This is a genomic window from Rhizobium sp. P1_B8 (genome assembly GCF_056406515.1).
On sequence record NZ_JBFTZZ010000018.1, the window covers coordinates 41904 to 68476 of the forward strand.

The following is a 26573-nucleotide window of genomic DNA, read 5'->3' on the forward strand; positions in this document are numbered from 1 at the left end:
GGGGCGGCTCTGTAAGCAGGAACGCGCATCATGACCTTCACCGTCACTGCCCATGCGCCCGAAACCGCCCGCCGCAACGGCATTATGCACACGAGCTCTCGCATCGTGCCGGAAGAAGTGCCGATCGCCTTTTCCTACGGCGGCAGTTCGCATGCGGTGATGATGGCAACACCTGCGGATCTCGAGGATTTTGCCCTCGGATTCAGTCTGACCGAAGGGATCATTGCGGGGCCGGCGGAGATATCGGGCGTCGAGGTCATCGAGGGTGAGCAGGGGATCGATGTGCAGGTGAGCCTGGTCGACGATGTCGCCGATCGGCTGCGGGCACGGCGCCGCAGCATGGCGGGACCGGTCGGCTGCGGGCTCTGCGGCATCGAATCGATCGAACAGGCGGTGCGGCCGGTGCCTGACGTTTCGAAATCGCCGCTGGCGCTGTCGCATGCGGATATCGTCCGCGCCGTTTCGCTTCTGAACGAGGCACAGCCGTTGCATCGTGAGACACGGGCGGTGCATGGCGCCGGGTTCTATCTTCCTGGCAGAGGGCTGATTGCCGTGCGCGAAGATGTCGGCCGGCACAATGCGCTGGACAAGCTCTGCGGCGCCGTCATCCGCGCCGGTGAAAGAGGCGGCGACGGCGCCGTCGTCGTCACCAGCCGGCTTTCCGTCGAGATGGTGCAGAAGGCGGCGATCCTCGGCAGCCCTGTGCTTATCGCCATTTCCGCGCCGACGGCTCTCGCCATCCGCACGGCCGAAGAGGCCGGCATGACGCTCGTCGCGCTGGTGCGCGGCGAGGATTTCGAGATCTTCACTCACCCGCACCGCATCTCGCCCGGAAGCATTGCCGATGTCGCATGATACCAAGACCAAGCTCGTCTATATGGCAAACCAGATCGCCACCTTCTTCAAGAGCCAGCCGGAAAGCGAGGCCGCGCAGGGGGTCGCCACCCATATCAACAAATTCTGGGACCCGCGCATGCGGCGGCAGTTGTTCGAAATTCTAGAGAATGAGGAAAACGGCCTGGATGCACTCGTGCTTCAGGCCGTTCCTCTTATCCGAAAGCCGGTGACACACTAGAGCGCGTTCCTCGCGCTTTAGGTATTTATTTCAATGCTTTAGTTCAAAAAAAGCGAGGATCGGTCCGTGCGGGAGGGAAGGCAGGAGCAACCTGCCTGCGCAAAAGCTGAAATCAAAGCAGATTTGTATCAAGGAGGATTTTCATGACCGCAGCGGAAAGACGGACAGATGGGGCGTTGGCGGGGGTAGGCCTGCTCGATCGTGAAAGGATCATCGCAAGGCCCGGGTTCAATCGGTGGCTGGTGCCGCCGGCAGCGCTCGCCATCCATCTCTGCATCGGCATGGCCTATGGTTTCAGCGTGTTCTGGCTGCCGCTTTCCAAGTCGCTCGGGATCACGGCCTCGACGGCCTGCCCCGATCTGACACTCGCCTCGGCGCTGTTCACCACGACTTGCGACTGGCGCGTTGCCGACCTCGGCTGGATCTATACGCTGTTTTTCGTTCTGCTTGGTTCGTCCGCCGCCATCTGGGGCGGCTGGCTCGAGCGGGCCGGTCCGCGCAAGGCGGGCGTCGTTTCCGCTTGCTGCTGGTGCGGCGGCATCATTCTTGCCGCCATCGGCGTCATCACTCATCAGCTCTGGATGATGTGGCTCGGTGCCGGCGTCATCGGCGGCATCGGTCTCGGCCTCGGTTACATCTCGCCGGTCTCGACACTGATCAAGTGGTTTCCCGACCGGCGCGGCATGGCGACCGGCATGGCGATCATGGGCTTCGGCGGCGGTGCGATGATCGGCGCCCCATTGGCCAACCTGCTGATGAATACTTTTAAGACCGACAGTTCGGTCGGCGTCTGGCAGACCTTCATCGTCATGGCGGCGATCTATTTCGTCTTCATGATGGGCGGTGCCTTCGGCTACCGCATTCCGCCGGCTGGCTGGCGTCCCGAGGGTTGGACGCCGCCTGTGGCCAAGAGCACGATGATCACCACCAAACATGTGCACCTGCGCGATGCCCACAAGACCAAGCAGTTCTGGCTGATCTGGGCCGTGCTTTGCCTCAACGTTTCGGCCGGTATCGGCGTTCTCGGCATGGCCTCGCCGATGCTGCAGGAAATCTTCGCCGGCTCGCTGATCGGCCTGCCGGACGTCGGCTTCGCCCAGCTCGACGCGGGCCAGAAGGCATCGATCGCCACGATCGCCGCCGGTTTTGCCGGTTTGCTGTCGCTCTTCAACATCGGCGGACGGTTCTTCTGGGCGTCGCTGTCCGACAAGATCGGCCGCAAGAATACCTATTATTGCTTCTTCGTCCTTGGCATCGTGCTCTATGCATTGGCGCCCACCTTCGCGGGCATGGGCAACAAGGCGCTGTTCGTTCTTTCCTTCGGCATCATCCTGTCGATGTATGGTGGCGGCTTCGCGACCATACCGGCCTATCTTGCCGATATTTTCGGCACCCAGTTCGTCGGCGCCATCCACGGCCGGCTGCTGACCGCCTGGGCAACGGCCGGTATCGTCGGTCCCGTCGTCGTCAACTATATCCGCGAAGCGCAGATCGCCGCCGGCGTTGCGCCCGGTCCAACCCTCTATACCGGCACCATGTATATCCTCGCCGGCATGCTGGCGCTCGGGCTCATCGCCAATTCGCTGATCAGGCCGCTTTCGGACAAATGGTTCATGTCCGATGGCGAGGTCGCTGCGCTGCAGGCGAAGTCGGCGGCCGTCAATGCCGGTCCGACGGGTTCCTTCGGCATCGGCACAGGCGGGCTGGACGCCAAGGCGATGCTTGCCTGGGCCGTCGTCGGCGTGCCGTTGCTCTGGGGTGTCTGGGTGACGCTGCGGGCGACTTTGGCGCTGTTCGGCTGAGCCATCAAAGCGCGTCGCATGGGTGTTCATACGACGCGTTTATCTTCGTAGACGGTGCAATCTGATCAAAGTGCCGCCTGGCGGCGGCACAGTAAAATGACGATGTGCGGAGACTGGGATCAGAACTCTTCCCAGCTCTGGGCAGTTGCCGCGGCAGTCCCGTGCGCCTTTGCGACACGTGAAACAAGATGCAGCGCCGGTGAGCCCGTCTGTCTTGCCTCATGCCTGCCGGCGGTCTGGGTCTGGCCTGGCAGACGGAACCTCGTCAGCAGAACACGCAGCGTTTCGGCCTCTCTCGCAAGGCTGTGGCTGGCAGCGGTGCTCTCCTCGACCATGGCGGCATTTTGCTGGGTTGCCTGATCCAGTGTATTGACGGCCTGGTTGATTTCCTTGAGGCCGGTTGCCTGCTCCCTGGAGGCTTCGACGATGGCGACGACGTTGCCGTCGATATCGCCGACCTGGGTGACGATCTCCTCGAGCGCTTTACCGGTTTGGCCGACGAGGCCGACGCCGTTCCTGACATGCTCGCCCGACGTGTTGATCAGCGTCTTGATCTCCTTGGCGGCGTTAGCGGAGCGCTGGGCGAGCTCCCTGACCTCCTGGGCCACTACGGCGAAGCCCTTGCCGGCTTCGCCGGCGCGGGCTGCCTCGACGCCGGCATTCAATGCCAGGAGATTGGTCTGGAAGGCGATATCGTCGATGACGCCGATGATGTTGGTGATTTCGCGGGAGGACTGTTCGATCTGGCCCATGGCGGCGACGGCATTGCGGACCACGATACCGGACTGCTCGGCGCCCTGCTTGGTCATGGCGACAAGGCGGCCGGCCTCATCGGCGCGACGGCTGGAATCGTTGACAGTCGTGGTGATCTCTTCCAGCGCGGCTGCGGTTTCTTCGATGGATGCGGCTTGCTGTTCCGTCCGCTTGGAGAAGGAGTCCGCCGATGCGCCAATCTCGCGTGAGCCGGAGGCGATCGCGCTGGCATTCTCGCCGATCGTCTTCATCGTCTCGGCAAGACCTTTGATTGCGGTGTTGAAATCGTGCCGCAACTGTTCCATCGACGGGACGAAGGGCGTGTCCACCGTCCGTGTCAGATCACCTTCGGACAGCTGGCGCAGCGCGCCACCAAGCAGTGAAATCGCGCTCATGCGTTGGGTGACGTCGGTTGCGAACTTCACGACCTTGTAGACCTTGCCGTCGGCATCGACGATCGGGTTATAGGCAGCCTGGATCCAGATTTCGCGGCCGTCCTTGCCGAAGCGGACGAATTCGTTGGCAATGAATTCGCCATTGGCAAGACGGCGCCAGAAGTTGCCGTAATCCTCGGTGCTGACATAGGCCGGATCGCAGAATATGCTGTGATGCTTGCCGGTGATCTCGGCCAGGGAGTATCCCATGGCTTTGCAGAAATTCTCATTCGCGGTCAGGATCTCGCCCTTCGGGGTGAATTCGATCGCCGCCTGCGAACGCGAGATCGCCTCCAGCTTGCCGGAATCCTCGACCGCCTGCTTCTTGGCGGCAGTGATGTCGGCCGCGAATTTCACCACCTTGAATGGCTTTCCGCCCTTGAGAATGGGATTGTAGGAAGCCTGGATCCATATCTCTCTGTTGCCCTTGGCGAGACGCTTGTAAGCACCGGCATCATATTCGCCGCGCCCGAGCCGTGCCCAGAAGGCACGATATTCAGGCGTTGCCGTATAGGCCGGCTCGCAGAACATGCTGTGATGCTTGCCGACGATCTCGCTCAGGCGATAACCAAGTGCATTGCAGAAATTCTCGTTCGCCGTGAGGATATTTCCCTTGAGGTCGAATTCGATAATCGCCTGCGATTTGGAAATGGCATTGAGAATATATTTCGAATCGGAAGATAGACCAAACATTCCCGTCCCTCTGAAATGCACAGTTTTCTGCTGCTTCGTCTGGTAAGGCGAAGCCGATCGGACAAGGAATGCCGGTGATGAGAAGACAGACAGTACAGGTTGTCATTCCCAGATTGGCGGAATACGTGTCATCCTTGAGTATCCCATGATGACGGAACGTGGTTAATTTCCGGTATAGAAGCTGTTTCTAATCAAAAGCGCCAAGGCGGATAGTGGCGGCCGATACTTGCTCGCGATGCGCAACAAAAAACCGCCCGGGTGGGCGGTTTTTATTGAGAATTATATTGGCCGATCAGGCCGCCAGTTCATCCGTCTCGTTTTCCTTGAACATCTTGGCGAGATTCAGGAAGCAGATCATTCCGTTTTCCGAGGCAATGATACCTTCGCAATAAGCGCGGTCGAAGGAGGCGGTCACCTCGGGCACCGGCTGGACCTGGCTGGAGGAGATGGTGAGGATATCCGAGACGCGGTCGACAAGCATGCCGATGACCATGCTGTGAACTTCGGCGACGACGATGGCGCTGCGCTCATTGGCGACCGTGCTTTTCATGCCGAGTTTGAAAGCAAGATCGATGATCGGGATCACCGAGCCGCGCAGGTTCATGACACCTATGACATCGGCCGGCGCATGCGGGATCGGCGTCGACGGCGCCCAGCCGCGGATTTCGCGGATGGTCGTGGTCTTGACGCAGAATTCCTGGTCATGCAGGCGGAAGGCAATAATTTCGAGCGTATCGCCGCTGAAGTTAGTCGAATTGATCGTGGCCATTAGAATTCTTCCCAACTATCGTAAGCCAGGGCAGAAGCGGATGCGCCACCATTGGCGCGGCCAAGCTTTGCCTTCATACCACGCGATGGCTTTGCGCTCGGCGAAGCATCGTTACGGTTATCGACGACATTAGCGAAAGAGTGTTGCCCAAATCTAAATCGGGAGACGCGATTGCGAAGGTTTTTAATCTCGGATGAAAACCAGGCGGTTTTGCTGTCGATCTCTGGCATTCGGGATCTTCCATGCATATTCGAGATCGTGAAGAAGAATTGCGCCGATTTATTCAGCCTATCGTCTTCTCAATCTGCGAGACTGCCCAATCCACCTGCTCTTTGGTGATGACCAGCGGCGGAGCGAGGCGAATTGTGTGGTCGTGGGTATCCTTGGCGAGAAGGCCGCGCTCTTTCAGCGCATGGCAATATTGCCGTGCGCCGCCGGCTTCGGGTTCCAGTTCGATGGCCATCATTAGGCCACGGCCGCGCACGTCCCTGACGATGTTCGAGCGGATCGACCCGAGGCCTTCGAGGAAGTAGTCGCCCATGACGGCGGCGTTCTCGATCATGCCCTCTTCCGTCAGCACCTTGAGCGCGGCACGCGCCACTGCGCAGGCGAGTGGATTGCCGCCGAAGGTCGAGCCGTGTTGGCCGGGCTGCAGCACGCCCAGAACTTCGGAATTCGAAAGCACGGCCGACACGGGATAGAAGCCGCCGGACAGCGCCTTGCCGATCAGCGTCACGTCGGCCTCGATGCCTTCGTGCTCCTCCGCCAGCAGCTTGCCGGTACGGCCGAGGCCGGTCTGAATCTCGTCGAGGATGAGGGTGACGTTGTTTGCCGTGCAGAGTTCGCGGATGCGGGTGAAATAACCTGCCGGCGGAATGATGACGCCGGCTTCGCCCTGGATCGGCTCGATCAGGGCAGCCACCGTATTGCCATTGATTGCGGCGGCGAAAGCCTCGGCATCGCCGAAGGGAATGATGCGGAAGCCTGGCGTATAGGGACCGAAGCCGGCGCGGGCTTCGGGATCGGTGGAGAAACTGATGATGCTCAGCGTCCGGCCATGGAAATTATCAGCGCAGACGATGATCTCCGCCTTGCCATCCGGCACGCCCTTGACCTCGTATCCCCATTTGCGCACCGCCTTGATGGCGGTCTCCACCGCTTCGGCGCCGGAATTCATCGGCAGGATCTTGTGGGAGCCGGTGAGAGCCGCGAGCTCTTCGTAGAGATAGGCGAGCTGGTCGTTGCGGAAGGCGCGGGAGGTGAGCGTCAGCCTACCCGCCTGCTCGACCATGGCGGCGAGGATCTTCGGATGACAATGGCCCTGGTTGACGGCGGAATAGGCCGAGAGGCAATCGAGATAGCGGTTGCCGTCGGTATCCCAGACATAAACACCTTCGCCACGCGTCAGCACCACGTCGAGCGGCTTGTAGTTATGGGCGCCGAGCCGTTGTTCCGTGGCGATCAGTTTTTCCGAAGTGTTCATGGCCGTTCTCCCTCTAGTTTTATTTCAACGCATGTTCGCAAAACCGCTGCACACTTTTGTTCGACATGCTCTTATGCGGCGCGTGTCGGACGATCGAAGATGCGGCGGCCGAAGAGGCTTGCCGTCAGCTCCACCAGGATGCGGGCGCTCTTGCCGCGATCGTCGAGAAACGGATTGAGTTCGACGAGATCGAGCGACGAGACGAGGCCACTGTCCGAGAGCATTTCCATCACCAGATGCGCCTCGCGAAAAGTCGCGCCACCCGGGACCGTCGTGCCGACACCGGGCGCGATCTCGGGATCGAGGAAATCGAGGTCGAGGCTGACGTGCAGCAGGCCGTTTGCCCTGGTCACGACATCGAGGATCTCACGCATGATGGCGCCGATGCCCTGCTCGTCGATCGCGCGCATGTCGAAGACATTGACACCGTGTTCGTGGATTTCCTCGCGCTCGCGCGCATCGACCGAACGGATGCCGACCTGGAAGACATTCTTTGGATCGACGAACGGACGTCCCTTCGGCAGGATCTCGGCGAACTCCGCCTCGCCACAGAAGAAGGCGACAGGCATACCGTGAATATTGCCGGACGGCGACGTGGCCGGAGAGTTGAAATCGGCATGGGCATCAAGCCAGAGGACGAAGAGAGGGCGGTCTTTGCTGGCGGCATAGCGGGCCATGCCGGAAACGCTGCCCATGGAAAGGCTGTGGTCGCCGCCGAGAATCAGCGGAAAACGGCCGGAGGCGGCCACGTCGTGGACGCTACTTTCGAGGGCGCGCGTGAAGGCGCCGACGATCCTCAGATTGTGGGCCTTCGGGTGGTTCGGCAGATCCATCGCCGGCACGATCCTGAGATCGCCGATATCGGCGACGTCATGGCCAAGCTCGATCAGCGTCTGGTCGACGCCGGCAATGCGTAGGGCCGCAGGGCCCATGGCAGCCCCTCTGCGGCCGGAGCCTTCCTCCAGCGGCGCGCCGATGAGGGTGACAGATCGCGAATGGGTATTCATTTTGGAGGGCTCCGTGTTGAGGCCTGTTTCGGCCGATAGTGGGATAAAGGGCTGGCGGCAAAAAGATGGAAAAGTGTCAGAAATGGACTATGATTGCGCAGATTGATAAACCTATTTTGACAAAGTGATCAGCGTGGATGATCTCGACACTGAACTTCTGAGTGCACTTCGCCATAACGCCCGGATTTCCGTCTCTTCGCTTGCGGCAATGACGGGTGCATCACGGGCAACGGTTGCCGCCCGGATCGAGCGGCTGGTCGCCAGCGGCACCATCGTCGGCTTCACCATCCGCACCGGTCATGAGACGCGGTCCGCCGGCGTGCGCGCCATCGTCATGATCGAGGTGCTCGGCAAGCTCGCCGACAGGGTGGCCGATCAGTTGAGGGGCCTACCGCAGGTGCGGGCGCTTCACAGCACCAACGGCAAATGGGATTTCGTCGCCGAACTCGAGGATCGCGACCTTGCTGCCTTCGACGAGACGCTGCGCCGGATCCGGCTGATCAATGGCATCAATTCGACCGAGACCAACATCCTTCTCAAGACAAGCAAAACGGGTTTCTAGAGCAATTTCCAGGAAAAGTGCGAAGCGGTTTTCCGTCCGGAATAGCGTAAAAATAATAGGTTAAGCTGGCTCAGTATTCCCGTTCATAGACAATGCCAGCTTCGCCCGCACCATTACCCCCGGCCGCTCCCCGCAGCTTGACGCCGCGGCCGACATCGAGGTTGATCACCGCCTTGGCGCCGGCCGAACCGCCCTGCTGCAATTCGAAATAGGTGCGGTCGTTGAGATAACGGCCGACGCTGACGCTCGTCTGTCCCTTGGAATCGGTGCTGACGTCGAAATCGTCGACGCCAAGCTGGTTGCGCAGGCCTTCGAAAAGCGAGGTCGAGCGGTTGCCGGCCAGCTGACTGACGGCGTCGGCGAGCTGGGCGATCTGCACCGGCGAGAGCTTCGACATCGATTGGCCGAAGATCAGCTGCGCCAGCACCTCGTCCTGCGGCAGCTGGGGCGAGGAGGAAAAGGTGATCGCGGGGTCGGTGGCGAGACCCGCGACGTCGACGGTCAGCGTCGTCGAGCCGGAGGCCGAGGTCGCTTCCATATCGAGCGCCGGCGTCAGGTCGCCGGCGAAGGTGATCCTGCTCTTGTCGGAGAAATCCAGGCGGCGGTTGAGAATGGTCATGCGACCGCGGCGCATGATGAAACCGCCGGTCACGATGGGTGCAGCCGCTGTTCCGCGGATGGTCACCCGGCCGCCAAGCTCGGCATCGATGCCGCGGCCGCGTACGAAGATATGCGAGGGCGCATCGATTTCGAGATCCAGTGTGATCACGGAGGATTTCTCGCCGGGTTTCCGCTCACCGTCATCGCGTAGCTGCGCAAGCACCGCCCGCGGCGCATTCTTATGCCGGATGTCGACTTCTCTCAGCGAGGTCGGCAATTTTTCCGGGACCGTGATCGAGGTTTTGTCCAGCCGAAGCTTGCCGCTCAGCGTCGCATTCATGATCGGCCCGCGCAGGCCGACCGTGCCATTGACGGTCGAGACGACAAGCGTTCCATCGACATAGACCGCCTTGTCGAGCTTGATCGAAATGTCAGCGGGAAAGCCGCCGGCCGGCTGGATGCCGATGGTGCCGCTGGCCGAAATCGTGCCGCCGCCGCCAAGGTTGCCGCTGAGGCGTGATATCACCGCCTGGCTGCCATTGAAGGTCACGGTCGCCGCAAGATTGTTGACGGCAAGATTGCGTCGGACGTCGACGAGCTTCGCGCCTGATGTCGAGACAGTGCCGTTGATAACGGGCGCTGCGGCCGTTCCGCCAATCTGGAGGTTGACGGTGGCGACGCCGTCCGCAACGAGGCCCTGCTGCGCAAGCGGGGCGCCGAGCACGGCGAAAGGAAGATTGCCGTTGAACCGCATGTCGAGGGCGCGATTGCCTGTGATGACGACACTGCCGCCGCCTTTCAGCGACATGCCGGCGTCACCGGCAAGGCTGGTGTCGACCGTCAGCCTGTTTCCGGCCAGTTTGCCTGATGCACCGATGTTGAACGGCGAAAGGCCGGCACCTTTGGTCTGGCTCGTCGCCGCGTTCTTCCAGTCGACCTTGAAGTCGACGGAGGGTGCCGATAGCGCGCCTGTGGCCTTTGCGGTTGCCGAGACCGCGCCCTCGGCTGCAAGGCCGGGAACGAAGCCGTTGGCGATGCCCGCCGGAAGATTGGTGGTATTCGCCGTAACATCGAGAGACTTGATCGACGTGCCTGCGATGGCGAGATTGCCGGCGGCTTTCAGCGCAATACCGCCGCTGCCGTTGAGCGCGGCATCAAAATCCAGCCTGTCACCAGCGTATTTTCCCGTCGCCGCCAGCGCAAGGCGGGAAAGGCCGGCAGCCTTGGTGTGGCTGGTCGCGGCATCTTTCCAGTTGAGCTTGAAATCGACGATCGGATTTGCCGGCGTTCCCGACGTTATGGCGTTTGCCGAAAGCGTGCCCTCGGCGCCGAGACCGGGAACGAAAGCATTTGCGATATTTGCCGGCAGCGCCGGGATATCGGCATTGATCGAAAGGTCCCGGATGGCCGTTCCCGCGATCGTGACGCCGCCCGTCGCCTTGGCCAACACGCCGTCCTTGCCGGCGAGATTGGCATCGAAATCGACCCGGTCGTTGACGAACTTGCCGGACGCCGCAGCACTCAGGCCCGAAAGGCCGCTGCTCTTGGGCTGGGCGGTCGCGGCGTTCTTCCAGTCGAGCTTGAAATCGACCGCCGGTTTAGGCAGCGCGCCGGAGGCGGATGCCGTGCCCGAGACGGTGCCTTCGGCGGCAAGACCCGGGACGAAGCCATTGGCGAGGCCTGCCGGCAGGTTGGCAAGATCGGCCTTGACGTCGAGGGTTTTAACCGAGGTGCCTAATATCGCGACGTTGCCAGCGGCCTTCAGCGAGAGGCCGTCCTTGCCGGCGAGAGTGGCATTGAAATCGAGCCGGTCGTCGGCGAAGCGTCCGGATGTGGTGAGCGCGAGGCCCGAGAGATGAGCGCTTCTGGTCTGGCTGGTCGCAGCATCCGTCCAGTCGAGCTTGAAGTCGGCTTTCGGTGCGGCGAGTGTCCCTGAGGCGGACGTAGTGCCGGATATCGTGCCGCCGGCGGCCAGATTGGGAACGAAGGCATTTGCGAGACTGGCCGGAAGCTTGGCGATCTCGGCATCGACCTTGATGCTGTCGATCGCCGTGCCGGCGAGTGCGACATTGCCCATGGCCTTCAGTGAGAGGTCTTTATCGCCGCTGACTGCAGCATTGAAATCAAGCTTGTTTTCAGCAAATTTTCCCGATGCGGTCACGCCGAGCGCTGCAAGGCCGGCACGTTTCGTGTGGCTCGTCGCCGCATCTTTCCAAGTGAGATCGAAATCTGCATTCGGAACCGGGAGGGATCCGGTGGCCGAGATCCTTCCTGAGATCGCACCTTCGGCGGCGAGATCGGCGACGAAGCTGTTTGCGATATTTGCCGGAACATTCGCCAGTGTGGCGTCGACCGTGAGGTTGTCGATCGTCGTGCCTTTGATGGCAAGATTGCCGTTTGCCTTTAAGGACAGGCTGTTGGCGCCGCCAACCACCGCGTTGAAATCAAGCTTGTTGTCGGCAAATTTTCCCGATGCGGTCACGCCGAGCGCAGCAAGGCCGGCGCGCTTTGTGTGGCTCGTTGCCGCGTCTTTCCAAGTGAGATCGAAATCGGCACTCGGAGCGGAAAGCGACCCGCTGGCCGAGATCTTTCCGGAGATCGCGCCTTCGGCGGCGAGGTCGGCGGCGAAACTATTTGCGATATTCGCCGGGACATTTGCCAGCGCAGCGTCGACCTTGACGTTGCCGATCGTCGTGCCCGTGATGGCGACATTGCCGGTCGCCTTCACCGAGAGGCTGTTTCCGCCGCCGATCGCCGTATCGAAATCGAGCTTGTTGTCGGCGAATTTTCCGGTTGCCTTCACGCCGAGATCCGCAAGGCCGGCACGCTTCGTCTGGCTCGTCGCCGCGTCTTTCCAGTTGAGATCGAAATTGGCGGTCGGCGCAGCGAGGGAGCCGGAGGCCGTCACTTTTCCTGTAATCGTGCCTGCGGCGGCGAGATCGGGAACGAAACCGTTGGCGATGCGGGCAGGCAGGTTGAGGATATCGGCGTTGACATCAAGCACCGGTGCCTTCGGGTCGGCGAGCGCGACATTGCCGGCGGCCTTCAGCGAGAGGCCGTCATTGCTGCCGACCGTCGTGTCGAAATCGAGCTTGTTGTCGGCGAATTTGCCGCCGGCGGTGATGTCGAGCGGCGCCAGGCCGGCGCCCTTGGTCTGGCCCGTCGTCGCATCCTTCCAGCCGAGCTTGAAGTCGGCGACCGGTGCTGCCGGCGTTCCCGTCACGGCAATCGTTCCGGAGATCGTGCCGCCGGCTGAAAGGTTGGGCACGAAACCGTTGGCGAGCGCTGCCGGCAGCTCGCGGATATCTGCATCAAGCTTCAGCGTTTCGCCGGCGGAACCGCTAACGGTTACCGAGCCGGTGCCGGTTTTCAGCATCAGTCCGTTCAGATTGGCGGCGCCGCCGCCGATGGCGACCTGCGTCGGTGCGGCCAGCTCGATCGGGATATTGCGGGGGCTTGCCGAGAAGCGATCAAGGTTCAGGTGGATCGTGCCGTCCTGAGCCTCGATATTGCCCGCGGCCAGCACGGGATTGCCGTCATAGGCAGCATCGAGATCGAAGTCGGTATGGTTCTGCTGCTTGGTAAAACCCAGCGAAAGGCCGGCAAGCTTGTTCGTTCCGGCGCTTACCCCCTCGGCCTTGATAGTGCCGTTTGCGGCAAGGGCATTGAGATCGCTGATCGTGACATCGATATCCGGTTTGACGATCGCAAGCGTATCACGGTGGATCGAGCCGCCCGTTGCAAGCAGCTTGAGCGCAATCTTGCCACTGTCGCTGCTGACGCCGAGCGAACCCTTGAGATCGCCTTCGGCCTTCTGTCCGCCGAGTGCGGCGAGCAGGCCGACATTGGGGAAATCGAAGGTCAGTGCGGCTGTTGGCTCCAGGGTAGGCGAGAATTCCGCATTGCCGGTCAGTCGGTTGCCGCCGATATCGGCGGTCAGCGCCGGAATGCTTATCTTGCCGTCCTGCGAGGTGATGTCGCCGTTGATGCCGATCGGTTGGCGGCCATCGATCGTGCCGGTGGCGGCGATCCTGCCCTGCGGCGCCTTGGGATCGGCGAGACCCGACAGGTCGATATTGAGGTTGCCGAGCACGCGGTCGGCCATTTCAAGGCTGGCGGCCTTGAGATTGGCCGTCACGGAGATTGCCGGGAGCTCACCCCCCACTCTCAGCGCATAGCCCGCCCCACCACTGGCGCCGGGGATGAGCTTGCCGATGTCAGGCAGCCGGCCGGAGAGATCGGCATTCAACGTCCCGCCGTCGAGTGCGACGTTGCCGGCGGCTTCGAGCGTGCCGGATTTCAGGACGAGATTGGACAGTGCGAATTTTGAGGGGATGGTGCCGACCACCTGGCTTTCGAGCGAGATCGGTCCGTCGAACCTGCTTGTCATCGCAGCCGGCAGAGCTGCCGGGTTGATGGTGAGCTTGAGGTTGCCGGTCAGCGCTTTGTCCGCCAGCCGGTAGGAGCCGTTGAGGCCGCCGTTGATATTGGCGCTTTCGACGGTGGTACCGTTGAAGCCGATGCCGGAGGGCGAGATCTGCAGCGGCGAGGCGATCGTGACCGGGCCTTGGACGGCGCGATTGAGGTTCGGGTCGGTGAAGGTCGTATCGCCGGCAACGAGGCGCAGCTGGACGCTGCCGGAACGGGCGGCGAGATTGAAGGCGTCGCTCTTTGCGGTCAGCTTGATGTTGCCGATATTGGCCTGCGGAAGGGTTGCGGTGTCGAGCGAGCCGCTGACGTTCAGTCGGGCGGCCTGCGCATCGCCGGTTAGCGCCAGGTTGAGGCCAGAAATGAGGAAGCGCGCTTCGCCTTCAGCGAGCGGCCAGCGGAAATCGACAGGCCCCGACGTGCCGAGCAGATTGGCGTTCAGGCTGTTGTTGCCGGCTGGATCGAGGGTGCCCGAGGCGGCGATCACGACGCTGCCGGTGGCGATATTGCCGGTCTGGATATCGATCTTGCCGCGGTCGTCGAAGGTGGTGGCAAGATCGATATTGGTCTGGCCGGCAAAAAGCGGCCGGAATGCCGATGGAAGCAGCGAGCTCAAGTCACCGCCGCCCTTGAGGTCGAGGTGGTGCAATCCGTCTGCCGTGATCTGATGCCGGGCTTCGATTGCGGCGCGCTGCTGTCCGTCGAGGGCGGCCTGCACTTTACCTTTCCAATCGGATATCGGCCCCTGGCCGTCGAGATCGATATTGACGGCCGGGCTATCCGGCAAGCCGAGAAAGCCCGCCAGCAGCCCGCCCTTCGGCTCGGAAAGCTGCGCCTTCAGCCGCAGCCGGTTTTCAGCCGGCGCATAGGCGATGTCGGCGGCAAGCCGCGCATCCGGAACCGCGTGACGGCTGACATTGACGACGGCCTCGCCGCCATCGCCGTTCGCCGAAAGGCTGCCTTCGGCGGCGAGCGCAAAGGCGCGGCCGGCAACGGGTGCGGCAAGTTTGATATCGGGCAGCGCGACGCGGTCTATATCGACCTTGATCGGAAGAGCGAATCCGCCGGAATTTTCAGCTCCGGGCCGCGAGGGCAGGGTGCGCACCGGCTTGCGCAGCACGTTGATCGCTTCGATCTCGAAGCGTTTGGCGTGGAAGGTTCCGGTCAGCAGCGCCAGCGGATTCCAGTCGATCGCGATGCCATGAATTTCCGCAAAGACGCCCCTGGTATCGGAGATGGAGATCTCGGCGGCGCGAAGCCCGCCGGTCAGAAGACCTTGCGGTTCACGAACCTGGATCGTCATGTCGCGGTTGGAAAGCGTGGAGGCTATCTTTTCGGTGACGATGCGGGCGCCAAAACTGGTGAAGCCGAAGATCGCAAGGGCCGCGACAGCGAGAATCAAAGTGACGCCGACGGCATAGCCGGTCAGCCGTACGATCCAGTTGACGATTTTTGCCAGCATTTGCATCGGCGCGGACACTACCCCGTTTTCATGACGGCTCACAGATCGGAAAACACGGGGGAATCGGCAATTCTAGAAGGATTGGCCGATGCCGGCGTAGATTCCGTAATCTGTGCCATCTTCGTACTTGTTCAGCGGCATGGCAAAATCAAGCCGCAGCGGGCCGAAAGGCGTTGCATATCGTATTCCGGCGCCGGCACCGGCGCGGATATCGGAAAAACCCGGAAAGGTGCTGTCCGATACGGTGCCGACATCGATGAAGGGCACGATGCCGATCGTATCGGTGATCTTGATGCGGGCCTCCAGCGAACCGGTCACATAGGAGCGGCCGCCGGTGGCATCGCCATTGTCGTTATAGGGCGAGATTTCCTGATAGCTGTATCCGCGCACGGAGCCGCCGCCGCCGGCAAAGAAGCGCTGCGTGGCGGGAATATCCCCGATGCTATCGCCGCCGATCAGGACGCCGGCGGCAACCTTGCCGGCAAGCACCACGCCGTCCTCCTGGCCGAACGGCAGGTAGCCGGAGATCGAGCCCTCGAATGCCGCATAGGGCGTGGCGTCGAAGATTTCGTAGCCGGGCTTTGCCGAGAATGTCGCGCGATAACCCTCCGTCGGGTTGAACTTGTCGTCGCGTGCGTCGCGATCATATTGGATCGGCAGGGTGAAGGTCAGATAGTCGTTCTCGCCGAAGGCGTCATCGTCGCGCTCCCAGCTGACCTCGCCGCTGGCCGAGACCGTGTCCCGGTCGGTCAGCTCGTAGGAAAGGCCGAGCGAGGCGGTGACGAGCGTCGCGTTATAGGCATCCGGATTTTCGGTCTTGGCGACGATGCCCGCCTTCAGGGTCGCGGCGGGAAAGAAGGCGCCGGGCTTGGTGAAGAGGATGCCGGCGGAATAGTCGAGGCTGCCGACATCCGTCGTTTCGCCAAGCCGCGAGACCGCTCCCTCGATCCTCAGCGTTTCGGCTTCGCCGAACAGGTTGCGGTGGCCCCAATAGCCCTGAACGCCGAAGCCGTCGGTGGTGGAATATTGCGCACCGACGCCGAAGTAGCGCCTCTTGCCTTCCGAAACCTCGATCGTCATCGGCAAGGTGCCATCAGGCGCCAGCGCATCCCCTTCGTGAATGGTGACGCTCGAAAAGACGCCGAGGGCGCGAAGCCGCTCGCCGGCTTTCTTCAGCGCTTCCGGGGAGTAGGCTTCGCCCTTGTTCAGCCGGGAATAGCGCTGGATGAAACCTGGCCTGACGGTCTTCTCCCCGGTGACGCCGACATCGCCGATCGGGGCGATGGGACCGCCCTCGGCAGCAAGGACGATATCGACGGTGTCGCTGTTATGATCGGCGACGACCTTGCGTTCGGTCAATTTGGCGAAGGGCCGGCCTTCGCTCTTCAATTGTTCGACGATCTTGTCGCCGGCCCTGATGATGGCGAGCGAGCCGGCTTGCGCGCCCGGGGCGAGGTCGTAATCGGCGGGATTATGGTTTGCGGCATCGCCGCCGAACTGTACCTCCCTGACCTTGAAAACGGGGCCGGGAGCAATGTCGACGGTGACGGGGATCGGCCCTGACCGGTCGAATGTCGGATTGGGCGGCAGGTCGTCGATATTCTTACCGTCGATGGTGATCGTCACCAGGCCGCCATAACGGGCCTTTTCATACAGGGCGGCGATCAGCCGCTCACGGTCGTCGCGCGCCTTGACGACGATGCCGAGATCGCCGGAAACCGGCTGCTTCTGGTCACTGAGGAGACGGGAACTGTTTTCCAGCGCTTCTTTCAGGTCGGGATCGGCGGTATCGGCCCTGAGGTCGACGTGGTAGCGCACCGGATCGGGCACCTGTTCGCCTTCGTCTTCTTCTTTGCCGAAAATGGTGATGCCGAAAAGCTTGAAGGCATAAGCGTCGCCGATCAGGACCGGTGAGAACGCAGCTGCCGCTGCGACTACCATCATGGTGCCTGTTCGCCGATACGCAGTACCTGTTTTCGGGCCTGTCCCTCTGATCCGCATCCGCCGCTTTTGGTTGTGTCTACATTGAAGCTTCGTTGCCCAGCCATGAACAGCTTAGCGACAAAATCGCGCGGGGTGTACCATTTTAAATTGCCAACGCGCTAATTTAGCACAAAAAATCCCGGAGGTGTGTCCGGGATTTCCTGAATTTGCCGATTTCCAAGCGCTCTCAGCGCGGGCAACTATCGATGTAGCGGCGGCCGTAGCGGTCGCGATAGTAGCACTGGCCAGGCTGTTCGGCGACGCTGCCGATGAGGGCGCCGGACACGCCGCCGATAGCGGCGCCGACTGCCGCGCCACGGACGTTGCCGGTGACTACGCCGCCGATGACGGCACCTGATGCAGCGCCGATGCCGGCGCCTTGCTGCGTCGGCGTGCAGCTTGCGATCGACAGGCCGATCAATGCGAGTATGACAACTTTCTTCATCTTTTCTCTCCGAGGTTGTTGCCCAGCGGGCAAAGGCCGTCCCTTCTTATTTTTTGTCAGGCTAGACCGAAAACTATGTCGGAAGAAAGGGTTGTCCATCCGATGTGCTGATTTTTTTGCGATCAGGCTGGGTCGCCTTTTGCCCGGTCCGCAAACTCGGCTGCCTTCTGCGGCATCAATTTCGTTGATCGCGGCTCGCATATTTTTTATCTGGAATCATTCAAAAATCTGGGCCTTTTGCCGCAGTTGATGTTAAAGCAAAGGGTAAGCATTGACGCGCGGACGTCCAGTCATCAAGAACATCCGCGTGATACTGGAGCATATGATGGATTTCGAAGCGTTTTTCAAAAACGAGCTGGACGGGCTTCGTACCGAGGGCCGTTACCGCGTTTTTGCCGATCTCGAACGTCACCGCGGCAATTTTCCCCGCGCGACGCGTTACACCGTGGATGGCGAAAAGGAAGTCACGGTCTGGTGCTCCAACGACTATCTCGGCATGGGCCAGCATCCGAAGGTGATCGAGGCGATGAAGAACGCCATCGACCACTGTGGCGCGGGTGCGGGAGGCACCCGGAATATTTCTGGCACCAACCACCATCACGTCATGCTCGAGCGTGAGCTTGCCGACCTGCATGGCAAGGAAGCGGCGCTGATCTTTACGTCTGGCTATGTTTCCAACTGGGCAGCCCTCGGCACGCTCGGCGCGAAGATTCCCGGCCTCATCATCTTCTCCGACGCGCTGAACCATGCCTCGATGATCGAGGGCATCCGCTATGCCAAGTGCGACAAGGTGATCTGGAAGCACAATGATGTGGCCGATCTCGAAGCCAAGCTTAAGGCCGCCGATCCGAAGGCGCCGAAGCTGATCGCCTTCGAGAGCGTCTATTCGATGGATGGCGATATCGCCCCGATCAAGGAGATCTGCGATCTCGCCGACAAATATGGGGCGATGACCTATCTCGACGAAGTGCATGGCGTCGGCATGTACGGCCCGCGCGGCGGCGGTATTGCCGAGCGCGAGGGGCTGATGGACCGGCTGACGGTCATCGAGGGTACGCTCGGCAAGGCTTTCGGGGTGATGGGCGGCTATATCGCCGCTTCGACGGCGCTTTGCGATTTCATCCGCTCGTTTGCCTCCGGCTTCATCTTCACCACGGCGCTGCCGCCGGCACTTGCCGCCGGCGCCGTCGCCTCGATCCAGCATTTGAAGGTCAGCCAGTTCGAACGCGCCCGCCATCAGGACCGTGTCCGCAAGCTGAGAGCGCTGCTCGACCAGCGCGGCATCCCGCATATGCCCAATCCGAGCCATATCGTGCCGGTGCTGGTCGGCGATGCGGCCAAGTGCAAGTGGATCTCCGACCTGCTGCTCGACAATTGCGGCGTCTACGTCCAGCCGATCAACTATCCCACCGTGCCGAAGAAGACCGAGCGCCTGCGCATCACGCCGACGCCGCTGCATTCCGACGCCGATATCGCCCATCTGGTCGAGGCGCTGCATTCGCTGTGGTCGCGCTGCGCGCTCGCAAGGCACGTCGCCTGATTTTTCGATGATCGCTCGGTTCGAACCGTAATTCAGGGCCTCCACTGGAGGTTCTGACAGCGATCGGTCTTGCTCCCGCAAGACGCTGCAACAAGCCTCCCTTGCCCGTTCAAGATCATCCGCTCTGCGCCTGGTCTTAACACCGATGACACATCGCAATCGGCCCGACCGATGCGCATGGATCTTTCCCTGTGCTTGCGTCCTCCCGCAAACTGCGTCGCCTTGAGCTCGCGTGAGAAAACCTTTTCTCACTTGACATAGAGATTGGTAAAAGCTTTTCTCAGGTCACTTAGAAGGAGGACGTTCTGAACATATCGGGAGGAAAAAGAGGCAGGATCACCATCCACGAGGTGGCGGCGGCTGCCGCGGTGAGCATCTCGACGGCGTCGAAAGCTCTCAATGATACCGGCCGGATGGGGTCGGAAACGCGCGAGCGGGTGAAACGGATCGCCGCCGAAATCGGATATCGGCCGAATGCGCTGGCGAGAGGTCTTCTCAGCAAACGCAGCTTCACTATCGGGCTGCTGACGAACGACACCTATGGCCGGTTCACGCTGCCTGTCATGGCGGGTATTTCCGACGCTCTCGTCGATCACGGCGTTTCGGTCTTCCTGTGCGCCATCGAAGACGATCCGGCGCTCGCTCAGATCCATGTCGACGCGATGCTCGACAAACAGGTCGACGGCATCATCGCGACAGGAAAACGTCTGGACAGACGTCTGCCTGTCGATCTGTCGAATTTGCATGTGCCTGTCGTCTACGCATTCACGGAGGGGACGCAGAACAGCGTTACCTTCCGGTCTGACGACGAACAGGGTGCGCGGCTGGCGGTGGAATGGCTCGTGAAGATCGGGCGGCGGCGGATTGCGCACATCACCGGGCCGGAGGACTTCTTCTCGGTGCGGGAGCGTGCCGGCGCCTATCACGAGGTCGCAGGTCACCGCGAGCCGGTGCTCTACGGCGTCTGGTCGGAAAACTGGGGCCATGAGGCGGTCGAACAGCTTTGGAAGAGACCGGGAGAAAAACCGGACGCGCTCTTCTGCGGCAACGATCAAATCGCCCGCGGTGCTGTGGATGCGTTGCGCGAACGCGGCGTCAAGGTGCCGCAGGACGTCTCGGTGATCGGCTTCGACAATTGGGAGATTGTCGCTGCCCAGACGCGGCCGCCGCTGACAACGGTGGACATGGAACTGAAGGAGCTCGGGCGACAAGCCGGATTGACGGTGCTCGCGCTTGCGGAAGGACGGCCTGTCGAGCCGGGAGTGAGGAAATTGCCGTGCCGGCTGATCGTCCGGCAGTCATGCGGGGGGAAAGCCCCCACGGAATGAGAACACGTGAATGAGCAAAGGCGCGAGGAGATGCGCCATATCGGGAGGAGTGTCATGATCAAGCGTCTATTGGCGGCGACCAGCATCGCTACCCTATGTCTGGTGTCGGCCGCGTCGGCTGCCGAAAATGTCGAAATGTGGGTTCGCTCGGGGATCGGCGATGCCTTCAAGAAGGTTGTCGAAGCCTATAATTCCGGTCACGAGAGCAAGGTCGTGATGACCGAAGTGCCGTTCTCCGAGTTGGTGCAGAAATATGCGACGGCGATCGCCGGCGGACAGGCGCCAGACGCGCTGTCGATGGATCTCATCTATAACCCTGCCTTTGCTGCGGCCGGGCAGCTGGAAGACCTGACGGACTGGGCAAAATCCCTGCCCTATTTCAACTCGCTTTCGCCATCGCATGTTCGCCTCGGCACCTATCAGGACCGGATTTACGGCCTGCCGCTCTCGGTCGAAACCTCCGTCTTTGCCTGGAACAAGGATCTCTACAAGAAGGCCGGCCTCGACCCGGAAAAGGCACCGGCGAATTGGGACGAAATTACCGCCAATGCCGAGAAGATCCGGGCGCTGGGTGACGATACCTACGGCTTCTATTTCTCCGGCGGCGGCTGCGGCGGCTGCATGATCTTCACGTTCACGCCGCTCGTCTGGGGTGCGGGCGCCGATATCCTGTCGGCCGACAGCAAGACGGCGACGCTCGATACGCCGCAGATGCGCAAGGCCGTCGATATTTACCGCAACATGGTCAAGAAGGACCTCGTGCCGGCGGGAGCCGCCAGCGACAACGGCGCGAACTTCCTGACCTTCACCAACGGCAAGATCGGCCAGCAAAGCCTCGGCGCATTTGCCATCGGCACGCTGGTGACCGAGCATCCCGATATCAACTTCGGCGTAACCCTCATTCCCGGCGTCGACGGGAAGCCTTCGTCCTTTGCCGGCGGCGACAACTTCGTGATCACCAAGGGCACGAAGAAGATCGACGCGGTGAAGGAGTTCCTCGAATATGTGTATTCGATGGATGGCCAGAAGATCATGGCGAAGTATGGCAGCCTGCCGACGCGCGGCGATATCGCCGATAAGGTGTTGGAAGGTCTCGATCCGCGCATGCAGGTCGGCCTGAAGGCGATCGGTGTCGCCAAGACACCCTATACGCTGCAGTTCAACGACTTGATCAACAGCGCCAATGGGCCTTGGGCCAGCTTCACCAACGCCTCGATCTTCGGCGACGATGTCGACGGCGCGTTTTCAAGCGCCCAGTCGGAAATGCAATCGATCATCGACAGCGGCCAATAACTCTCTCCCGGCCGCGGCCGGGGAGCGGTGGCAGCTTCCCGGCCAATTCCACTCGACAGATGCGGAGCGTTTTGATGACCGGTTCCGGTTCAGAGATTCTATTGCCTCGGCGCAGGCGACGGCGCCGATCGAACTGGCGCGGCCTCGTCTACATTGCGCCGGCCATGGCGCTGGTCATCGTCTTCTTCATCATGCCGGTTCTCTTCACCGGATGGATGAGCCTGCATAACTGGCCGCTGATGGGGGCGTCCCGCTGGATCGGCTTCAATAATTATTTCCGCATGGCCAACGACACCCGCTTCATGACGGCGCTGAGTTTCACGGCCTATTACACCGTGATCGTCACCATCGCGATCTTCGCCATCGCCTTTCCGCTGGCAATCTTCGTCGAAAAGGAACGGCAGTTCGTCGGCGCCTACCGCACGATCATCTTCCTGCCCGTCGTGGTCGGTCTTGCCACAGCCTCCCTGCTTTGGGTCTGGCTCGCCAATGTCGATAGCGGCTTCATCGGCCCGGCCTTGAAGGCGCTCGGCCTTGTCGAAAAGAGCCCCAATCTTCTTGCGACCTTCGACACCGCCTTTCTGACGATCGTGGTGATGGTCGTCTGGAAGATCGCAGGCTTCACCATGATCATTCTTTTGACCGGGCTTCAGGCTATTCCGTCCGAGCTGACGGAGGCCGCCCGCATCGACGGCGCCGGCCGCTGGCAGCGGTTCCGGCATCTGACGCTGCCGCTGATGCGCAAGACGATTGCGCTGGCGCTGATCGTCTCCGTCACCGGTTCGATCCTCGCCTTCGACCAGTTCTACATCATGACCGCGGGCGGTCCGCAGAACAAGATGATCTCGGTGGTCTACTATATCTTCAATCAGTCCTTCGTGTCGTTCAATCTCGGCTATGGCGCAGCACTCTCGATCGTGCTTCTCGCCATCCTGGTCGCCATCAGCATCGTGCAGCTCTGGCTGCTTCGCGTTGGGGAGGAGCGTCCATGACCACCTCAAAGGAACGCCGCGCGCGCAAGGCCGTCCGAACGAAGTCGGCCTATCATCTGACCGGCATCACTATCTCGATCTTCTTTCTCGCCCCCTTCGTGATCACGCTGTTGTCGTCCTTCCGGCATGGCACGGAGGCCAGCCTGCCGCCCTTGCCGCCGTGGCCGACCTCAGGCGTCAGCATCGATTCCTACGCGCTGCTCGATACGTTCGGCGCCGGCATCTGGCGGCACATGATCAATTCGCTGTTCGTTTCGGTCGCCACCGTGGTGCTGACCGTCGCCGTCAGCCTGCTCGCCGGTTACGGCTTCTCGCGCTATCGATTCCCGCTGAAGAATGCGCTCTTCGTGCTGATCATCGCGACGCTGATGATCCCGTTCCAGTCGATCCTGACGCCGCTCTTCATCATCCTGGCAAAGCTCGGTCTCAACAATTCGCTGCTTGGGCTGACGCTCGTCTATGTGACGCTGCAGCTGCCCTTCTCGGTCTTCATGATGCGCAACGCCTTCGACGCCGTGCCGAAGGAGATCGAAGAGGCCGCACGCATCGACGGCGCGCGCGACCTCAGGCTTCTGGTCCGGGTTCTTCTGCCGCTGGTGCTTCCCGGCGTCGCGACGGTTGCGATCTTTGCCTTCCTCAATGCCTGGAACGAGTTTCTCGCCGCGCTCGTGCTGCTCTCCAGCAATGAGAAATACACTTTGCCGGTGCTGATGACGGCGGTTCGCGCCGGACGGCTCGGCGCCATCAACTGGGGAGCGGTTCAGGCCGGTGTCGTCGTCATGACGATCCCTTGCCTGATCGTCTTCCTGCTCCTGCAACGCTACTACATGCGCGGGCTGATGGCCGGCGCGGTGAAATGATCTGAGAGAAAGTGGAGCCCATGACCAAACCAAGCAATGACCGCCAGTTTCGTCCCGTCGCCGTTCCCGATGTGGAGCTCGGCGGCTTCTGGGGCAAATGGCAGGACGCCGTCTGCAATTCCACCGCCGAGACCCTTCTCGACCGCTGCGTCGAGGCCGGCATGCTCAAGGCGATCGACGTCGATCAGCCAGGCCCCGGGGTCGTCATTCCCATTCAGCCATGGGGCGGGACGACGCAGATGTTCTGGGATTCCGACCTCGGCAAGTCGATCGAGACCATCGCCTATTCGCTCTATCGCCGGCCGAATCCGAAGCTGGAAGCGCGCGCCGACGAGATCATCGATATGTATGAGAAGCTGCAGGATGAGGACGGCTATCTGAACGCCTGGTTCCAGCGTGTGGAACCGAGCCGCCGCTGGACCAACCTGCGCGACCATCACGAGCTCTATTGCGCCGGCCACCTGATGGAAGCCGCGGTCGCCTATTATCAGGCGACCGGCAAACGCAAGCTGCTCGACATCATGTGCCGCTATGCCGATTACATGATCAAGATTTTCGGTCATGGCGAAGGCCAGATATCAGGCTATTGCGGCCACGAGGAAGTCGAGCTTGCGCTGGTCAAGCTCGCCCGCGTGACCGGCGAGAAGAAATATCTCGACCTGTCGAAATACTTCATCGACGAACGCGGCACCGAACCGCATTTCTTCACGGCGGAAGCAAGCCGGGACGGCCGCGATGTCTCCCAGTACCACCAGAAGACCTATGAATATGCGCAGGCGCACCAGCCGGTGCGCGCGCAGACAAAGGTCGTCGGTCACGCGGTACGCGCCATGTACCTCTATTCGGGCATGGCCGACATCGCCACCGAATACAAGGACGACAGCCTGACGGCAGCGCTGGAAACGCTCTGGGACGATCTGACGACCAAGCAGATGTACATCACCGGCGGCATCGGGCCGGCGGCCTCCAACGAAGGCTTTACCGATTACTTCGATCTGCCGAACGATACCGCTTATGCGGAGACCTGCGCCTCGGTCGGGCTGGTGTTCTGGGCGAGCCGCATGCTCGGACGAGGTCCGGATCGGCGCTATGCCGACATCATGGAACAGGCGCTTTACAACGGCGCGCTGCCCGGGCTTTCCACAGACGGCAAGACGTTCTTCTATGACAACCCGCTTGAAAGTGCCGGCAAACATCACCGGTGGAAATGGCACCATTGCCCCTGCTGCCCGCCCAACATCGCCCGACTGGTGACCTCGATCGGCTCCTACATGTACGCCGTTTCCGACAACGAAATCGCCGTGCACCTCTATGGCGAGAGCACCGCGCGACTGAAGCTTGCCAATGGCGCCGAGGTGGAGCTCGAGCAGACCACCAACTACCCGTGGGACGGTGCGATCGCCTTTACCACCAAGCTGGGGAAGCCGGCTAGATTCGCGCTGTCGCTGCGTATTCCGGACTGGGCCGATGGTGCAACCCTCAGCGTCAACGGAGGGATGCTCGATCTCAACGCCAATCTCCGGGACGGATATGCCTGGATCGATCGCGAGTGGGCCGACGGCGATCGTGTCGCCCTTTACCTGCCGCTGGCGCTTCGCCCGCAATATGCCAACCCGAAGGTGCGCCAGGATGCCGGCCGCGTCGCCCTGATGCGCGGCCCGCTCGTCTATTGCGTCGAAACGACGGACAATGGCGAAGACCTCAACGCCATCGTCCTGCCCCGCGAGCTGCCGGCCGCCGAAACCGTCGTGCTGAAGGATCTCAACGATGCCGTCGCCCTCGATCTCAAGGTCGAGCGCGAGGAAACGTCGAACTGGGGAACAGCGCTCTACCGCAAGGCGCCGGCCGAAAGGCAGGTCGCCACCGCACGTTTCGTGCCCTATCATCTCTGGGACAACCGCGCGCCCGGAGAGATGCTCGTCTGGGTCCAGTCGGACAGATAGGTCTTTTTGGGGATGACGAACGGTATGGCTAACAAGAGCGTCGTGCTCCAGGACGTGCGAAAAAGCTATGGCAATCTGCAGGTGGTCCACGGGATCGACCTGACGATCGCGGAGGGCGAATTCGTCGTCTTCGTCGGCCCTTCCGGCTGCGGAAAATCGACGCTTCTTCGCATGATCGCCGGCCTGGAAGACGTGACCGACGGGGAGGTCGAGATCAAGGGGCGTATCGTCACCGATCTCGATCCATCCGAGCGCGGCATCGCCATGGTCTTCCAGTCCTACGCGCTCTATCCGCATATGAGTGTGCGCGACAACCTGGCCTTCGGCTTGAAGATGGCGCGCACCAATGCCGCGGAGATAGAGACGCGCGTCAAGGCCGCCTCCGCGATCCTGAAGATCGATCATCTTCTCGACCGGCGGCCGGGACAGCTTTCCGGCGGCCAGCGGCAACGTGTGGCGATCGGCCGGGCGATCGTGCGCAAGCCCGATGTCTTCCTGTTCGACGAACCGCTGTCCAATCTCGATGCCGAACTGCGCGTTTCGATGCGCATCGAGATCGCTCGCCTCCACCGCGAACTCGGCAACACGATGATCTATGTCACGCACGACCAGACCGAGGCGATGACGCTCGCCGACAAGATCGTCGTGCTGCGCGACGGCCGCGTCGAGCAGGCCGGAACGCCGCGGGAAATCTACGAGAATCCCTCGAATACCTTCGTGGCGGGCTTCATCGGCTCGCCCCGGATGAACCTTTTGAATGCCCGCTGGGGTGAGGGAGGCCTGGTCGAAGTCGCCGGCCGGCAGATCGAAAGCGGCCTGCCGCCCGCAAACCGGCCGGTTGGTGCCGCGGTGACGCTCGGTCTGCGGCCGGAGCATCTGAAGGTGGCATCCGATCTATCGGGCAGCCTGACGGCCAGGGTCGATTTTTCGGAGTATCTCGGGGGAACGCAATATCTCTATTGCCAGCTTGCCGATGGCCAGTCGCTGACCGTCGAGCATCGCTCACCGATCAGCATTGCGGCGGGCGAGCAGGTGAACCTGCTGTTTGAACCGTCGGATTGCCGGTTGTTCGACGAGAGCGGGAACCGGTTGCGCTAATGGCGGTCGTCGGGATCACAGGC

General features: G+C 61.5%; 19 protein-coding genes. 11 read left to right on the top strand and 8 right to left on the bottom strand.

Translation table 11 applies throughout. The annotated features are described in order from the left end of the window. Positions 1–30 precede the first annotated feature (30 nt). From fdhD to AC1D2N_RS21950, 3 genes are all read left to right on the top strand, one after another. Complete coding sequence (gene fdhD / locus AC1D2N_RS21940) at positions 31–855, top strand: formate dehydrogenase accessory sulfurtransferase FdhD (RefSeq protein ID WP_028734248.1); 825 nt, start codon at positions 31–33, stop codon at positions 853–855. Next, entirely contained in the window at positions 845–1075 is a 231-nt protein-coding gene (locus AC1D2N_RS21945; RefSeq protein WP_028734249.1) for a formate dehydrogenase subunit delta, read from the top strand. Before fdhD ends, AC1D2N_RS21945 begins: the two co-directional genes overlap by 11 nt. Positions 1076–1218: 143 nt before the next feature. Next, entirely contained in the window at positions 1219–2877 is a 1659-nt protein-coding gene (locus AC1D2N_RS21950) for an OFA family MFS transporter (RefSeq protein ID WP_065276380.1), read from the top strand. A gap of 119 nt (positions 2878–2996) precedes the next feature. Here AC1D2N_RS21950 and AC1D2N_RS21955 read toward each other — a convergent pair whose 3' ends face one another. The 5 genes from AC1D2N_RS21955 to rocF form a co-directional block, all read right to left on the bottom strand. Then, positions 2997–4757: a methyl-accepting chemotaxis protein gene (locus AC1D2N_RS21955; protein WP_028734251.1), complete on the bottom strand. Its 1761-nt coding sequence runs from the start codon at positions 4755–4757 to the stop codon at positions 2997–2999. A gap of 292 nt (positions 4758–5049) precedes the next feature. Then, positions 5050–5526 (bottom strand): chemotaxis protein CheW, encoded by a 477-nt coding sequence (locus tag AC1D2N_RS21960; RefSeq protein ID WP_003543427.1) that lies wholly within the window; start codon positions 5524–5526, stop codon positions 5050–5052. Then, on the bottom strand, positions 5526–5756 hold the full coding sequence (locus AC1D2N_RS21965; RefSeq protein WP_176707448.1) for a hypothetical protein: 231 nt from the start codon (positions 5754–5756) through the stop codon (positions 5526–5528). Before AC1D2N_RS21965 ends, AC1D2N_RS21960 begins: the two co-directional genes overlap by 1 nt. Positions 5757–5809: 53 nt before the next feature. Beyond that, positions 5810–7009: an ornithine--oxo-acid transaminase gene (gene rocD, locus AC1D2N_RS21970; RefSeq protein WP_065276382.1), complete on the bottom strand. Its 1200-nt coding sequence runs from the start codon at positions 7007–7009 to the stop codon at positions 5810–5812. Between the two features lie 71 nt (positions 7010–7080). Beyond that, complete coding sequence (gene rocF, locus AC1D2N_RS21975; protein WP_065276383.1) at positions 7081–8016, bottom strand: arginase; 936 nt, start codon at positions 8014–8016, stop codon at positions 7081–7083. A 124-nt stretch (positions 8017–8140) separates the two neighbouring features. On the opposite strand from rocF, the gene AC1D2N_RS21980 reads away from it, so the two are divergent. Beyond that, positions 8141–8578: an Lrp/AsnC family transcriptional regulator gene (locus AC1D2N_RS21980; RefSeq protein WP_176707449.1), complete on the top strand. Its 438-nt coding sequence runs from the start codon at positions 8141–8143 to the stop codon at positions 8576–8578. 70 nt (positions 8579–8648) lie between these two features. Here the strand turns inward: AC1D2N_RS21980 and AC1D2N_RS21985 are convergent, their stop codons facing one another. The 3 genes from AC1D2N_RS21985 to AC1D2N_RS21995 form a co-directional block, all read right to left on the bottom strand. Further along, positions 8649–15074, bottom strand: a complete 6426-nt coding sequence (locus AC1D2N_RS21985; protein ID WP_130653577.1) for a translocation/assembly module TamB domain-containing protein — start codon at positions 15072–15074, stop codon at positions 8649–8651. Positions 15075–15140: 66 nt separating this feature from the next. Beyond that, a complete protein-coding gene (locus tag AC1D2N_RS21990) occupies positions 15141–17069 on the bottom strand; it encodes an autotransporter assembly complex protein TamA (protein ID WP_197728269.1) in 1929 nt (642 codons plus the stop codon). A gap of 169 nt (positions 17070–17238) precedes the next feature. Continuing rightward, positions 17239–17496, bottom strand: a complete 258-nt coding sequence (locus AC1D2N_RS21995) for a YMGG-like glycine zipper-containing protein (protein WP_012759223.1) — start codon at positions 17494–17496, stop codon at positions 17239–17241. A gap of 325 nt (positions 17497–17821) precedes the next feature. Between AC1D2N_RS21995 and hemA the strand changes: the two genes are divergently transcribed. From hemA to AC1D2N_RS22030, 7 genes are all read left to right on the top strand, one after another. Continuing rightward, the gene (gene hemA / locus AC1D2N_RS22000) at positions 17822–19036 is read left to right on the top strand and encodes a 5-aminolevulinate synthase (protein WP_018517247.1); all 1215 of its coding nucleotides are present in this window, start codon (positions 17822–17824) and stop codon (positions 19034–19036) included. 368 nt (positions 19037–19404) lie between these two features. Then, a complete protein-coding gene (locus AC1D2N_RS22005; RefSeq protein ID WP_245484479.1) occupies positions 19405–20364 on the top strand; it encodes a LacI family DNA-binding transcriptional regulator in 960 nt (319 codons plus the stop codon). Between the two features lie 54 nt (positions 20365–20418). Next, positions 20419–21657, top strand: coding sequence for an ABC transporter substrate-binding protein (locus tag AC1D2N_RS22010; RefSeq protein WP_018448143.1), 1239 nt, complete (start codon positions 20419–20421; stop codon positions 21655–21657). 74 nt (positions 21658–21731) lie between these two features. Continuing rightward, positions 21732–22649, top strand: coding sequence for a carbohydrate ABC transporter permease (locus tag AC1D2N_RS22015; protein WP_112905415.1), 918 nt, complete (start codon positions 21732–21734; stop codon positions 22647–22649). Further along, the gene (locus AC1D2N_RS22020; RefSeq protein ID WP_028734257.1) at positions 22646–23509 is read left to right on the top strand and encodes a carbohydrate ABC transporter permease; all 864 of its coding nucleotides are present in this window, start codon (positions 22646–22648) and stop codon (positions 23507–23509) included. Before AC1D2N_RS22015 ends, AC1D2N_RS22020 begins: the two co-directional genes overlap by 4 nt. A 20-nt stretch (positions 23510–23529) precedes the next feature. Beyond that, positions 23530–25452: a glycoside hydrolase family 127 protein gene (locus tag AC1D2N_RS22025; protein WP_130653185.1), complete on the top strand. Its 1923-nt coding sequence runs from the start codon at positions 23530–23532 to the stop codon at positions 25450–25452. Positions 25453–25476: 24 nt separating this feature from the next. Beyond that, positions 25477–26550: an ABC transporter ATP-binding protein gene (locus AC1D2N_RS22030; protein WP_197728268.1), complete on the top strand. Its 1074-nt coding sequence runs from the start codon at positions 25477–25479 to the stop codon at positions 26548–26550. Positions 26551–26573 lie beyond the last annotated feature (23 nt).

Bases quoted from the DNA above. Each gene is read 5' to 3' on its own strand.
- AC1D2N_RS21995 (WP_012759223.1), bottom strand. From the start codon at position 17,496: ATGAAGAAAGTTGTCATACTCGCATTGATCGGCCTGTCGATCGCAAGC.
- AC1D2N_RS21990 (WP_197728269.1), bottom strand. From the start codon at position 17,069: ATGCGGATCAGAGGGACAGGCCCGAAAACAGGTACTGCGTATCGGCGA.
- AC1D2N_RS21950 (WP_065276380.1), top strand. From the start codon at position 1,219: ATGACCGCAGCGGAAAGACGGACAGATGGGGCGTTGGCGGGGGTAGGC.
- AC1D2N_RS21955 (WP_028734251.1), bottom strand. From the start codon at position 4,757: ATGTTTGGTCTATCTTCCGATTCGAAATATATTCTCAATGCCATTTCC.
- AC1D2N_RS22015 (WP_112905415.1), top strand. From the start codon at position 21,732: ATGACCGGTTCCGGTTCAGAGATTCTATTGCCTCGGCGCAGGCGACGG.
- fdhD (WP_028734248.1), top strand. From the start codon at position 31: ATGACCTTCACCGTCACTGCCCATGCGCCCGAAACCGCCCGCCGCAAC.
- AC1D2N_RS22020 (WP_028734257.1), top strand. From the start codon at position 22,646: ATGACCACCTCAAAGGAACGCCGCGCGCGCAAGGCCGTCCGAACGAAG.
- AC1D2N_RS21945 (WP_028734249.1), top strand. From the start codon at position 845: ATGTCGCATGATACCAAGACCAAGCTCGTCTATATGGCAAACCAGATC.
- AC1D2N_RS22030 (WP_197728268.1), top strand. From the start codon at position 25,477: ATGGCTAACAAGAGCGTCGTGCTCCAGGACGTGCGAAAAAGCTATGGC.
- AC1D2N_RS22025 (WP_130653185.1), top strand. From the start codon at position 23,530: ATGACCAAACCAAGCAATGACCGCCAGTTTCGTCCCGTCGCCGTTCCC.
- rocD (WP_065276382.1), bottom strand. From the start codon at position 7,009: ATGAACACTTCGGAAAAACTGATCGCCACGGAACAACGGCTCGGCGCC.
- hemA (WP_018517247.1), top strand. From the start codon at position 17,822: ATGGATTTCGAAGCGTTTTTCAAAAACGAGCTGGACGGGCTTCGTACC.
- AC1D2N_RS21985 (WP_130653577.1), bottom strand. From the start codon at position 15,074: ATGCAAATGCTGGCAAAAATCGTCAACTGGATCGTACGGCTGACCGGC.
- AC1D2N_RS21965 (WP_176707448.1), bottom strand. From the start codon at position 5,756: ATGCCAGAGATCGACAGCAAAACCGCCTGGTTTTCATCCGAGATTAAA.
- AC1D2N_RS21960 (WP_003543427.1), bottom strand. From the start codon at position 5,526: ATGGCCACGATCAATTCGACTAACTTCAGCGGCGATACGCTCGAAATT.
- AC1D2N_RS22010 (WP_018448143.1), top strand. From the start codon at position 20,419: ATGATCAAGCGTCTATTGGCGGCGACCAGCATCGCTACCCTATGTCTG.
- rocF (WP_065276383.1), bottom strand. From the start codon at position 8,016: ATGAATACCCATTCGCGATCTGTCACCCTCATCGGCGCGCCGCTGGAG.